The sequence below is a fragment of the Vibrio orientalis CIP 102891 = ATCC 33934 genome (assembly GCF_000176235.1).
GTDB classification, from domain to species: Bacteria; Pseudomonadota; Gammaproteobacteria; order Enterobacterales; family Vibrionaceae; genus Vibrio; species Vibrio orientalis.
On the sequence record NZ_ACZV01000004.1, the window covers coordinates 468,311 to 481,635 of the forward strand.

The 13,325-nt window shown below is 42.5% G+C and carries 13 protein-coding genes and 1 pseudogene; 10 read left to right on the forward strand and 4 right to left on the reverse strand.

What is annotated here, in order from left to right; translation table 11 throughout:
* Nucleotides 1-638 precede the first annotated feature (638 nt).
* Complete coding sequence (locus tag VIA_RS05615) at nt 639-1,385, reverse strand: RluA family pseudouridine synthase (RefSeq protein ID WP_004411595.1); 747 nt, start codon at nt 1,383-1,385, stop codon at nt 639-641.
* A gap of 158 nt (nt 1,386-1,543) precedes the next feature.
* Nucleotides 1,544-2,641 (reverse strand): hypothetical protein, encoded by a 1,098-nt coding sequence (locus tag VIA_RS05620; protein WP_004417795.1) that lies wholly within the window; start codon nt 2,639-2,641, stop codon nt 1,544-1,546.
* 202 nt (nt 2,642-2,843) lie between these two features.
* Here VIA_RS05620 and VIA_RS05625 point away from each other — a divergent pair, with 202 nt between their 5' ends.
* From VIA_RS05625 to VIA_RS22085, 10 genes and pseudogenes are all read left to right on the forward strand, one after another.
* Nucleotides 2,844-3,560 carry a response regulator gene (locus tag VIA_RS05625; protein ID WP_004411597.1) on the forward strand — a complete coding sequence of 239 codons (717 nt, stop codon included), beginning with the start codon at nt 2,844-2,846 and terminating at the stop codon, nt 3,558-3,560.
* 6 nt (nt 3,561-3,566) lie between these two features.
* Nucleotides 3,567-4,847 carry an ATP-binding protein gene (locus VIA_RS05630; RefSeq protein WP_004411598.1) on the forward strand — a complete coding sequence of 427 codons (1,281 nt, stop codon included), beginning with the start codon at nt 3,567-3,569 and terminating at the stop codon, nt 4,845-4,847.
* A gap of 223 nt (nt 4,848-5,070) precedes the next feature.
* A complete protein-coding gene (locus VIA_RS05635) occupies nt 5,071-6,066 on the forward strand; it encodes a hypothetical protein (RefSeq protein WP_004417799.1) in 996 nt (331 codons plus the stop codon).
* A gap of 23 nt (nt 6,067-6,089) precedes the next feature.
* A complete protein-coding gene (locus tag VIA_RS05640; protein WP_004411600.1) occupies nt 6,090-7,064 on the forward strand; it encodes a DUF2860 family protein in 975 nt (324 codons plus the stop codon).
* Nucleotides 7,065-7,298: 234 nt separating this feature from the next.
* Nucleotides 7,299-7,643 (forward strand): YajD family HNH nuclease, encoded by a 345-nt coding sequence (locus VIA_RS05645; RefSeq protein WP_004411601.1) that lies wholly within the window; start codon nt 7,299-7,301, stop codon nt 7,641-7,643.
* Between the two features lie 102 nt (nt 7,644-7,745).
* A complete protein-coding gene (locus VIA_RS05650; protein ID WP_004411602.1) occupies nt 7,746-8,339 on the forward strand; it encodes a LysE family translocator in 594 nt (197 codons plus the stop codon).
* A gap of 14 nt (nt 8,340-8,353) precedes the next feature.
* Nucleotides 8,354-9,181, forward strand: a complete 828-nt coding sequence (locus VIA_RS05655; RefSeq protein ID WP_004411603.1) for an AraC family transcriptional regulator — start codon at nt 8,354-8,356, stop codon at nt 9,179-9,181.
* 145 nt (nt 9,182-9,326) lie between these two features.
* A complete protein-coding gene (locus VIA_RS05660) occupies nt 9,327-9,833 on the forward strand; it encodes a DUF3087 domain-containing protein (protein WP_004411604.1) in 507 nt (168 codons plus the stop codon).
* Between the two features lie 215 nt (nt 9,834-10,048).
* Nucleotides 10,049-11,422, forward strand: coding sequence for a sensor domain-containing diguanylate cyclase (locus VIA_RS05665; RefSeq protein WP_004411605.1), 1,374 nt, complete (start codon nt 10,049-10,051; stop codon nt 11,420-11,422).
* 53 nt (nt 11,423-11,475) lie between these two features.
* Nucleotides 11,476-11,637, forward strand: a pseudogene (locus VIA_RS22085) (DUF3087 family protein); the annotation flags it as partial.
* Between the two features lie 430 nt (nt 11,638-12,067).
* On the opposite strand, the gene VIA_RS05670 reads toward VIA_RS22085, so the two are convergent.
* Complete coding sequence (locus VIA_RS05670) at nt 12,068-12,589, reverse strand: YgjV family protein (RefSeq protein WP_004417803.1); 522 nt, start codon at nt 12,587-12,589, stop codon at nt 12,068-12,070.
* A gap of 97 nt (nt 12,590-12,686) precedes the next feature.
* Complete coding sequence (locus tag VIA_RS05675) at nt 12,687-13,253, reverse strand: Crp/Fnr family transcriptional regulator (RefSeq protein WP_004411607.1); 567 nt, start codon at nt 13,251-13,253, stop codon at nt 12,687-12,689.
* Nucleotides 13,254-13,325: the final 72 nt, after the last annotated feature.

Below are 13,325 nucleotides of genomic sequence, written 5' to 3' on the forward strand. Positions count from 1 at the left end.
AAACAACGGGATACATCTTGTTAATAACATTCAATATATTTAAAAGTAATCAAAAATGGTCTTCAGACATCAATCAAATTAATGATGATATACTGTCGAGACAAGTAGCACGTAAGGGCAATATTAATATACTAGGATTGAGCTACCATTACTGTGAATCCAGTTCTATAGGTAGTATCACCGACAAAGATAACGCTTTGGTTGGTGAATTTATGATTTTCAGTTAAATAGCTTTATCATTTCCTGAATACACCCATTTCTCTTCGCATAAGTTCATAATGTATAAATAAACTGATCTTTAGGGCTAGTTCATTTTCTATATTATTAATGTAAATAAAGTTACCGTTCGCAGGCTGCGCGAAGGTACTTTATCAATCAATATGCTCAAAGGAAGCTGTTGCCCTATACCTTGCTAGGGATACAGTCCACCAGTTATTCGCAGTATTGCTTTTCTTATTGAAGCTAGAATCCGCCTTCTTTCAAATTGCTAGCGGAAGAGAAGCACGGCTTTATCGACAAATAGAGTTTTCAGCTCTTCAACACAAGTTTGTAAGAACCATTGTCGTTTCTACGTTCTAACATGAATGTCCAAAAACGCTTAAGGGATTCACGGATTACTTCCGAAGAACTCCTGATGATCAAAACGGGTTTGGACTATGACCGTGTATCGGCTCGCCAGTGGTAGGGTGAGTAAAGTAGATATCGCTGGCATGGAGCATTAAACGCTGCGGAATATCAATGGTTTCATGATGACTACCTAGTTGTGGGTCGTTATAAAGATCGCAACCTAAAATAGGATGACCAAACTCCAGGCTATGAATACGCAATTGGTGTGTGCGGCCGGTAATCGGGGTGTATTGAACTAACGTTCTGCGGGGGTTATCTAAGCGACTTATTACCTGATAGTCACTAATGGCACTTTTGCCCGTATCGTGGCAGATCTTGACCCGCGGGAACAAAGTCTTATCTTTGGCAATAGGGGCCGAGATTTGGCCATGATCACCATCAACCCAGCCAGCCAACATGGCGAGATAACGCTTTTGCACTGTCCGCGCTTGAAATTGCTGATTGAGACTCTTAGATGCCGCACTGTTAAGGCCCACCACCATAACGCCAGAAGTCCCTAAGTCTAATCGATGAGGCAACTTAGCATCCACAAAAGCGGGCGTCGCTTTGGCACTCTGGTTAGCGTCTTGCCCGTTGACTAAACGATAATGTACCGAATCCCAATTGAGTTGGTTTTTACCCGACAAACTGAGCAAGCCACTCGGCTTGTTGATCAGCAAAATATCGTCATCTTGATAAAGAATCTCTACGCTAGCATGGCATTCAGGTGCGACAAAATGATCAATTATTTCACTCGTATTAGCGGTAGATTTGGACATTGAAGAGGCCTGATGTAATAAAGCTGAGAGAGTACAAGAAGTAGTGGCAAAGCCAAGATGGCCACTACTTTGTCGTTAAAGGGGATACTTTGCAAGAGCGAATATTCTCAGCCACAAGAGATATGTCGTCTATTTACCGGCATATGCGACTTGGCAGGCTAGTTTTTGATATAGATACCGTTGCCAGATAGATTCAGCGCTTTAGTCGTGCCGACGGAATGATGGTTAAGCAACATTTTTATCTGGTCGCGATTGTCATTCTCAGCGAACGCGAGCAGTAGTGTATGGCTATCGGTGAGCAGGTTGTCATAGAGTTTGCTTCTGCCAAGTTCGATTTTGCACTGGTTAATGCCTTGAATAGTGCCTTTAAATTTAAAGGCTCGTATTGCATGGTCATATTCCATATTAGTGAAGTTCACATCACAGCTTGATATGCCGTTCATTTTGGCAACGAGTATGAGCTCATTACTGCTGTTATGAGAAAACGTATAGCGGTCATAAATGATGGTTTGTCCGTTACCCTTTGAATGATTGTTATCGTATACCCAATCCCCAAGATAGCCGGTGTTAATCTGTGATGGTCGCAGGGCCTTGACTGGCATAAATAGTTGATTTTCAGAGCTATGTTCAGTGAGGCGTAATTTGAAGCCAGTACTGTCTTCTGCTCGTAGTCCCTGAAACGTTCGGGCTAGAAACTCGGCCCTATCACTCTCTGTTATGGTAGTGAAGCGAGCTCTTACTGTCGGTCCTTTGATGTCAAAAGAGGCGAGTTGAGTGGGTGACATGCTATCGACCTTGAGAGTGTCGCTGTTAGCTTGGCCTTTATTGACATCAGCCCGAGTGCGAATGAGGCTCGTCAACTGAGTATTGTGTTCGCTGGTTGTGCTCATTGTGCCACCCGCTATGGTGCGAAAGGCAGCGTTATCACTATCGTCGTAGATAAAAGAAACGCCATAGTATTTGTCATTAACCAGAGTATTTGCATCGCTCTTAGCAGTTAAATAAACCCCAGGCGCTTGCTTAAGCTCTATGGTATTTGAATGCTTCTTCTTGGGAGGTGTTGTCGCTGAGTCACTGCCGCCGCCGCAACCAAAAAGAAACAGAGAGAACAGCGTAATAGTAGGGAGGTTAGTTTTCAAAATGTCGCCTTCATATCGTGGGTTAGTCGCTATCAGCAGACCGATAGTGATTTGGTTGGGCAACAAAGTAGGGCAAAAGGTCATGTAGCAACAGACATGAATTGTCTTGTATTGCATGTGTGTTCCATACAAAGACGTACAATCAAAATTGATGGCTCTATATACACGTAAAGTCAGTTTTTGTATGGTGGGCGCCCTATGGCTAAGCTCAATGACGAAAGTGATCATGAAAAATACTCTGCCAATGGACAGGATAAATCAGCATTTCTATTTCAAACTTAAATAAGCACCCATATAGCTTGGAAAAAGGTAGAGCAACATGACCCAAATAGTCTTGGTCGAAGATGATGAAAAGTTGAGCGCTTTGTTGGTGGAGTACCTATCGGGCAGTGGCTTCAGCGTAACACCTGTTTACGATGGGAAGGGTGCTGTAGACGTCATCTTAGACACTCAACCTGACCTGGTTATTTTAGATTTGATGTTACCTGGTTTGGATGGCCTACAAGTCTGTAGCATGATACGACATAAATATGTTGGTCAAATTCTGATGCTAACAGCGAGCAATGACGATTTTGATCATGTGTCAGCCCTTGAGATTGGCGCAAATGATTTTGTTTCTAAGCCGATTAAGATGCGAGTGTTGATTGCACGAATTAGGAATCTATTGCGTCGCCAACATATCGATAGCGAAAATTTGTTAAGCAGTGAAAAAACGTCTAAAGAAACAACACTAAAGTGTTTCGGTGAGCTAGCTATAAACTTTACTCGGCGTACTTGCACGGTAGCGGGGCAAGATTCGGGCTTAACCGATGCTGAATTTGATTTGCTATGGATATTCGCCACCCACCCAGATGAAATCCTATCTCGTAATTTCCTTGTCTCAGAAACTCGTGGCATCGAATATGATGGCTTGGACAGAACGGTCGATAATAAAATTGCGATTTTACGAAAGAAACTCGGTGATGGCAGCGGTGAAACTTCAAAATTAGTCACCGTACGTGGAAAAGGTTACCTTTTTGTCTCGGACCAGTGGTGATTAAAAGTGAGACGCATTTTTTTTGAGATCTATTTCAGTTCGTTCTTATGCTTTTTCATTGGGATTATTCTTGTTTCCTATTACTTTCAAAATATCCGCCCTGACTACGAAAGGCAGTTGGATGTTGCCCATGTGGCTTCCTTTGCTCGTGTTGTGAATGACATTACGCTCATTGATAAGAGTAAAGCCGATCATGCAATCGATGAGTTTGTTAAAGAGAGTTTTTTTGACGTAAAAGTTATCAGTTGGGACGAGCTGAATAACTTAAGAGATCAACAGAAAAGCCAGCTTCGATCTGAACGAGCGATCAGCATCGAGGAAGACGAATACATCTTATACGTCAATGAGACGCTCTATTACCTATTCCCCGATAAGCGTTACGATATATGGGACGAGCTAGAATACGAGGATGACTTTTTATTCTTTTGGTTCGGAGGTTGCTTCCTCTTATTCAGCTTATTAACGGTTTATTTATTACATCGTCGCCTTATTCCCCTTGAGCAGGCGACTACCCAGTTTGCTCAAGGCGATTTAACCGCTAGAGCTTCAGAAAAAAACGCCATTAAACTTGGAACACTAAACCGACAGTTTAATGTTATGGCGCAAAAAGTGAGTCAAGTCATCGCGAGTCAAAAACAGCTGACCAATGCGGTAGCTCATGAATTGCGCACGCCACTTTTTCGCATGGAGTGTCAATTGGCGTTGTTAGAGGAAATGGATGTTGACCCAGCAGTACAAAGACACGTTGATGGACTGACAGACGATATTGAAGAGTTAGAACAACTGGTAGAAGAGTTGTTGTACTACGCTCGTTTAGAGGGAGTTGATATTGAGCTGTCGCGGACAGAGGGAAATGTGTTTGAATGGCTTGAGCCCTTAGTCACCAAGTTACAGCTCGTTAGTAGAGCCAAGATCATACTTGAGTGCGACGATTCTCTTACGCTGAGTGTTGACCATGGACACCTCAAGCGTGCGCTATCGAATTTGATCACTAATGCAACCCGCTATGCGAATTCGGAAATCATCGTATCTGTGCAATGGAACGAAGAACAAATCGAGTTTCTTGTCAGTGATGATGGTCCTGGTATTCCAGAGTCAGAGTATGAAAAGGTTATTCAGCCATTTTATCGAATTGGCACCGCGCGAGACCGCAATAGTGGCGGACATGGCTTAGGGCTTTCGATTGTCGAACAAGTCTCTCGTGGCCACCATGGCTCATTAACCATCTCACGAAATACCCAACAAGGGGCGACATTTTTAATTTCCATTCCGCACGCTAAGCATTAATTTTGTCTATGTAGCCAGTAGCACCGAGTCTAGATTTTAGTGTTGCCTAAGAAGTCTGATCTGTAAGTGCTACTGCATTGTGCCCGCCTTAATCTCTTCCAACCGCGTTTAAGCAATTGTATGTGTCTGTTTGAATTCAATACAAACCCATACAGAGAGCGGGTAGAGGCATACATCACTCAAGCGTAAATTACACACATCGAAAACATAAAGAGTAGTTAGTGTGTATATCCCCCAAACCTCTAAAACGATCGCGATGCTGTCAGTCATGACGGTTGTGATGCACTTTCCCGCCTATGCTGCGGAGCAAGTACCAGAAACTCATATTATCTCGCCAAACGAGTTGCCGAGTTACATCAAGACATTTAACAAGCGAAGTCAACGCAATAGATTATCCGTTGAAGGAGAGTCGTGTGTTTTGTCACTCAATGATTTATCAATGGATGACGACAACCTCTATTTTGATGCGACTTGTGATGGCAAAAATATTCTCTTTAAAACCACTGAGTCTTTACAACCGATTGCTGAAGGTATCGTTCTTACATATGACGATCTCGCGAATGACAAGTGGTCTTCGAATAATCAGGCCCGAGTCAAAGTGTCTAATGATCGTGGTGGTAATGTCACATGGCGAGGCACTCTTTTTGACCAAAATGAACAACGTAGTAAAGCGTTCAAATTGCAGATCAATGAGAGTCTGATTGAAGGCGGATATTCCGATATCAGTGTCAAAGGCGATAGCGCAACCTTATCTGGTGTACTTGGCACCAAAACGTATATCCAAATGCAGGCACTTATCCAACAGCATCCCAACGTGACGACACTAGAGTTTGGTGTCATTGATGGCTCCATTAACGATGCGATCAACATGCACACAGGGCGATTGATTCGTCATGCTGGCCTCAATACTTACATCCCTAAAACAGGCGAAGCCTATTCCGGAGGCGTTGATCTGTTCGCTGCAGGCGTTCAAAGACAATTTCAAACCGGTGCAACGCTAGGGGTGCACTCATGGTGTTGTGAGAAAGACCAGTCAGCTCATTTGCTAAAACCTTCGGACAAAGCACATTGGCCTTTACTGACCTATTCCAATGAAATGCTAGAGAAAGGGACTGAATTCTACTTCTACACCATTAATGCCGCCAGTGCCGATGATATTCATATCATGGCAAAAGATGAGTTAACAAAGTTTAACTTAGTGACTGAATTTATTAAATAAAACGATATTGGAAATAAAATTAGATGAAATTACTCCCTGTACTATTTACCACCTCTAGCCTCGTCTTTTCTGTCTCTGCGCTCGCCGATCTGGCCCCAGAGGAAGGGCTAGGAGGTTACGTAGGCCTGTTTCTTGGTTACTCGAGCAATCAATCCAATATCGACCCTAACAATACTACTCATGACGGTTCAAACATTGATAAGTCATCAGGGGCTGCACCGTTACCCGTCGGTGAGTTAACTTATACGTTTGGTGATGATTACGATCATCAACTGTTTCTCGGTATGGCCGAGGATGATTTAATTGAAGGAATGGGCGTATTGCAAATCGGTTATCAGTCAGAGTTGAGTGATGGTTCTGTGATTGGAATATCTTACATGCCAACGATCGGTGGAACGGATCTCTATAGTGACCCATACGCAAGTCGTCTTCAGCGAACTAAGACTAAAGTGAAGACTCACGGCGTGAGATTGATGGGGGAGAACTTAGCGGGAACACCGCTTTCTTTGGAAGCAGCCTTTGCAAATACCACCATTGACAAAGAGCAATCGGGTCAAAACTTGACTGCAGAACAGCAACAGTTGCTGGTCAGGGATGCGAGAACGTATGCACTGAAAGGAAGCTATCTAATTGAAGCTACTCAAGGAGTATATTTAGAGCCGCGTCTAACTTACATACGCTACGATGCGAAAGGTAGTGCAACCGCATTTCACAGTATTCAACCAGGGGTAACGATAACGACCTTCATCGAAAGGCATCAGTTATCACTTTCCATGGACTATGCGAAACGAAGCTATGATGAAATGAATCCTATATACGCTAAAAAGCGTAGCGATGATGACTTCAACAGCACCCTAGTATATCAGTACGTAGACATGTTTGATTGGGATGACTGGACTTTTGTTGGTAGCGCGGGATACGGCAAGCAGGAATCCAATATTGATTTTTTTAAAGGCAATGAAACGATGATTGCTGCTGGCGTGATGTACCAGTTTTAATCGATAAATTAATTAACCTGCCAGTGTGTCAAAATGAACTGGCAGGTTTTTTTCTTTTTACTCATAACGCTGAACCTACGAGTAGGAGCAAGGCTCAAGACCTAATCTAAGGCCAATGCCCACAGTAAATCTTACACACCAACCTTCTGCCGCACAGGGTTTAACCGTGGTCATTTTTTCCACCTAGTACTCGTGTTAGCATCAGACTTGAAATGTTATTAACGGAATACCATCATGTCTGCAGATTATTACGGAACGAGTGCAAATTACGCACGTAAAGAAGCCGGTTATCGAGAGAAAGCACTGAAACTCTATCCTTGGGTATGCGGAAGCTGTGCCCGTGAGTTTGTTTACTCTAACCTACGTGAATTAACGGTTCATCACAAAGACCACAATCACACTAACAACCCGGAAGATGGCAGCAACTGGGAACTGTTGTGCCTCTATTGCCATGATCATGAACACAGTAAATATCTCGATCATGATCGTTACGGTAGTGAGATAAAGCCAGGGCAAGATGACCACCAAAGCGCAACATACAATCCTTTCGCAGATCTAGCGAATATGATGAAAAAGTAATTGAGCATCTCAACAACTTAGTCCTGCGCAATATCGTTCAATACTGCTATTCCCATACTCTTTATCTTGAAGGACATCTCCCGCATCTAACAAGGAAAGAGTATGAACGGTGTATTTATGGCAATGGTGATCTTTGCTTTTGTCGGAGCTGTCACACCAGGTCCGGTCAACCTTATTGCGACGTCGACAGCCGCTCAGTTTGGCAAGTTCACCGCAGCTAAGCATGTAATTGGAGCATCGCTTGCCTATGCGCTGGTGGTCTTTATTACGGGGAATACACTAAACAGCCTTGTCGAATGGTTGCCTAGAATAGAATTGGGCATGCAGTTAGTGGGTAGTGCTTTTCTTATCTACTTAGCCTATAAAATATATTCAGCCCCTTTTGGTCAATTGGATGTCGAAGAAGAGCGCCATTCAAGTTGGATCAACGGGGCACTGGTTCAACTGTTAAACCCTAAAGCCTGGTTGGTTGCCATGTCTGGTGTTAGCCTTTATGTGATAGGGCAGAGTGAACAGCAAGTGTGGCTTTGGATGTACACCGCGGTTTCACTGCTTGCATGTCTGATTGGTGTCGGTTTATGGGCGGTCGTTGGTAGTTTGTTTACCAAACAACTTCACGAACCTAGAAAGCAACAGTTCTTTAACCGAGTAATGGCGGTTATATTGTTTGTATCAGTGCTTATGATTTGGGTTTGACAAGGAATGTCGAGATGAAAAGGGATAACAGCGCAAGCTTCAAGCAAAACCAAGTCTTACCTTGGGTTGAGTTGAGAGTCGCCAATCGAAGTAGTGCTTGTTATGACGCCCACTCACACGATGAATTCTCTTTTGGTGTTATTCTCCAAGGATCTGCGGACTATAAAAATCGTAATAAATCCCACGTGATTGGCGTGGGGGATTTGGTTACGATCAACCCTTCCGATGTACACTCATGCAACCCTGCAGCAGGCCTATGGTCATATAGTATGCTGTTTGTGAACGCGACAAAAATGGGGCAGTTGCAACGTGATATTTTGCGTGAGAATAATCAGCACATGCAGATGGATTACCAAGCATTTAATCACGACTTTGAACGCAATGACGCGTTAAAAGCTCAATACTTCACACTTTTTGATGCCTTAGAAAATGAGCAATCTAGCCTAAATATTGAAACTTGCTTGTACAGCTTTGTTGAATCCAGCTTTCAAATAACCAGCCCAACAAACCGACATAAGCATGCCGAACCGATTAAACGTATTCGCGAAAAGCTGCTCGATGAAGTGACAGCGCACCATGAGTTGGAAAGCCTCGCAGAAGAAGCGGGGATGAGTCGCTATCAGTTGCTTCGAGCGTTCAAAAACCAGTACGGATTGCCGCCATACGCCTATTTGATGGATGAAAAGATCAAGCGCTCTAAAGTAATGCTTAAAGCGGGGAACTCTCTCTCTGAGGTAGCGCATAGCTTAGGCTTTTCCGATCAGGCGCATTTTCAACGCCAGTTCAAAAAGCGCTTGGCCGTCACTCCGAAGTACTATCAATCACACTTTATTGCGGGCTAGCTCTAAAACGGTTAGCCAATTGGTGTAATTAACCACACTATTTGCAACAAATTAGCACTTATCTAAAGTCATTCAAAATGTATAATCGACAGTTCATTTACGCCTATCAACGTGATGTTAGGGCAGCTCAAACAATGGACTATTGATGAAATTACAAAAGATCGACAAGCAGTTATACCGTTCACGTTTGAACATTGTCATTGTCGCGTGTATCGCACTCTTAGCGGTATCAAGCCTTGCTATCTCTCAGGCACTTATTTACCTGTTTCCATCAGAGTCTGGCTCGAACTTCCACTGGAATTTACTTGGCGTGATTGTCAGCGCGATAGGCGTAGTGATGACGCTCATTAAGCTCAAAACACACCCTAAAATGCATGAAGTGGCCTACGTTTGGGATCTTAAACAGGCGTTAAACCTTGTTTACCGTAAGAAGAGAAAGCTCGATGCCGCAGCGGAGCAAGGTAATGCCGATGCTATGCTCGCACTCCAATTTAGCTATGACGGGTCTCGCCAGCTTTGGACACTGGACGATAACACCATCACGATGGATAGCTTAAATACGGCTCAAGCTAAACTGGATGAGTTGGTTGAAGAGCATGGTGTTGAGTTAGATATTTCTAATTATGATTCGGCGATTCTTAAGGCGTTTTAATGCTCTGAATATGGACCGCTGAATCTGAATATTAGCTGCCTTAAACGTCTGTTCATAAAACAACTTTGATATTCAAAATGTTGCCTACAGAAGTGTCAAGTACTGCGACGACAGGTCACAAATAGAGACTTTTGCTGTCTCTGTTCTCTAATACTTACATATTATTAAACTGTTACCTCCTCAGTTATATCTTTGGTAGTGGAGTAAATATAATTATGGCAAGTATAAATAGGTTAGGTTACAAGCAGATTGCTATTAGCCCTTTAGCATCTTTAGTGTCACGCTTATTGGTAGTTAGTGGAGGCGTTGTTATTGCATGCACCTTTTATTTTCTCTCCGTCATCGATAAACAGGCTGAAGAAGATGTATTGAAACGAGTTGAATTAGCAATAGCACTTGAGCGTAAACATCGGGAGCATATCGTTTCTGAATACACGTATTGGGATGAAGCCTATACAAAAATTGTCGTTGAAAAAGACACCGATTGGATTGATACCAATACGGGTAAGTACCTTGCAGAGGCTTATGAGTATGACTTCACTATTGGAGTCGTTGATCATGAAAAAAAAGCATTCTATTTCATCGCAGATGACACGGTATTATTAACCTTTGATCAGATTTACTCATCAAGCTTGCGTTATCTGAAAGAGTTATCATCAAGGAGTGAGGAAGAAACCAAAACGGCGAGTAGTTTTTTTATGCTTGGCGGTGAGTTGTATCTTGTTACTGGTGGGCCACTAATTAACGAAGAGTTGGCGACTCCAAGGCCGGGAACCTATATCGCGGCAGGGAAGCGTATCGATTCTGAGTACTTACAAGTATTTGCTGAAAATTATTACTTACCGACCTTAACACAAGTTCAGTCAACGGCTAGCGTTGACTCACAGAGGAGTTTAAGGTTGCAAAATGCGACAGGTGCGACGATATCGATTATAGAGTGGGAGCAAGGGCATCCAAGCCATGAGATATTACCAATACTGTTGCTACTAATTTTAGTTGTGCTAGGTATTTCTGCTTTTATCGTTCAGAGAATAATAGTTAATGACTGTGCGGCACGAAATGCTTACGAACAGAAACTCTATTTGGAAGCGACTACGGATCCTCTTACTAAGCTTAGCAATCGCAGGCATTTTTTTGAAATTGGTGAACAGCTAGTTCAGAACGAAATGGAGCCTTTGGCTGTGGTGATCATTGACATAGACCACTTCAAAAAGATCAATGACAATTATGGCCATCAAGTTGGTGACTTGGCATTGTCGCGCTTTGCGGAGATGTGTTGTCGTGAGATTCGAGCAAGCGATATTATAGGGCGTATTGGCGGAGAAGAGTTCGCTATTATTTTGCTTAACGTCGATCTAGCGATAGTCAATGAAGTTACTGAGCGAATTCGAAAACGTGTAGCGGAAAGTAACTTTAATTCAGAGGTCTCCAGTTTATCTATGACGATAAGTCTTGGAGTTGCGTTGTCAGACCAAGCACATACCCTCGAACATCTTATCAAGAGAGCAGATGGTGCTCTTTATCAAGCCAAGGTTAGTGGACGAAATCGAGTAGTCATTAGTGAACAAGTCAAAGAAGAATCATGTTAAAACTTTGTCTAGAGAAATGTATGTGTTGGCTCGATGGTAAGTTCACATAACCATTTGCAATGTACGGGTCTCGCCAGCTTTGGACATTGGACGATAACACCATCACGATGGATAGTTTAAATACGGCTCAAGCTAAACTGGTTGAGTTGGTTGAAGAGCACTGTGTTGAGTTAGATATTTCTAATTATGATTCGGCGATTCTTAAGGCGTTTTAGGCAGTTGTTAGGTTAGGTTAACTCTGAGCATTTTCTCCCAATGCCTATTTCATGAACTCGCCTATATTAGGTTTTCGGCTCGCTTTAAGAGATCCCCAACTCGGTCGTGCCTCCCTCTCGGGGATGACATTGAAATAGCAGAAGTATCTCTAGTTGCTGTCATTCCCAAAATGGGATGATAACGATACGGCAGAGATCGCTTTAGTTACCGTCATTCCATAGAGAGACGAAGGAGCGAGTAGGGAATCTTTGAAGGTTTTCTTAAGAGTTCGACTTACCATTACCTGCTAAATAGCTATTCTTCTAACTCATTTATCCCCCAAATAACTTAGAGTTAATAATTATTGAAACCTTATTAAATATGACTCTCCCTTACTAAAAACCTTCAGTTTTCATGGTGCTTATCACTTTAGTATTGGCTAATGTATATTCATATTGACTTGTTTTGATTCAACAGGCTCAGATGTATTCCATAATAACGATAATAGCCGATGATATTGCTGCTAATAAACAACAACTCCATCAATACAGCGGTAGGAGAACCTGCAAGATAATTGTGTATTAGCCAGAGCAAAGTTCCGAAAATCATTAATTGACGTAAACGTTGATCGTTGTGACTAAATGCAGCCGTGGTCTGAAATAGCGTTCCGCCAAAACTAAGCAAATTGATTAAGTCAACAAAGGTCACCAGAGTGATCACTAGCGCAGAGGTTAAAAATAGAAACATCATTCTTTTCGATGTGGTAAAAATACTAGTGAAATAGCGAACACTCGCGAGTAACATTAAGCTTGCAGCGGTCCATTGTTCTAGTAGAGCAAAGTGGGTGCTAATCAGGACGCCAGATATACATAAGCAACAGACAATTTTTTGTCTTTGTTTAAATTGAAATGATATCAGATCGAATACGATGGCGATTGTTATCAATACTTGGGACCAAAGAAATGCCGACATGCTTCCCTCCTACAAAATTTATAATAAATATGGAGGTAGGATTATGAGCATATGTCCCAAAGTAGGAATTAACTAAAGTTAATTCCTACTTTTATATTTAGCTTTTAATTCTGGCTTTCAATCTCGATAGGCTGACAGGGCTGATACCGATATAGCTGGCTATCTGAATGTTGTTAAGTCTGGTTAACCAATGTGGCCAATACTGCAGTAAGTGCCGATACCTTTGCTCAGGTGTGTGGAGTAGTAGCAGAGCCTCTTTCTGCTCCTTGAATATTAACTGTTGTTGTAACAGTGCGACTTTGGCTTGTAAGAACGAAGGCAATGTCAGTAAATTCAAGGGGATCCTTACCACTTCTGCTGCTGTAATAGCTTCAATTTGATATTGGGCAGACATTCCCTGTAACCAGCTTGAATAGAGGAAACATAGTTCACCGTCAAAATAAAACTCTTTGCATCTCTCAAGACCATTCTCACCGTAATGACAAGCTCTAAGTGTACCGGACATGATAAAATAGCAATAGTCCTGCCGAGTCCCCTGTGCGAGCAAAATATCTGATGGGTTCAGTGAGAGCAATCTAAACTGAGTTGACAGGGATTTAACCGCTTGGGGCGGAACACCCATATCAGAGAAATATTCAGTCACCTTAGTGAATTTACCCAACATAAAAACAGGTTCCATATTTTCTTTATTTCGCCAAGACTAGCACATTTCATATCCCTATATTATTAAGTTACC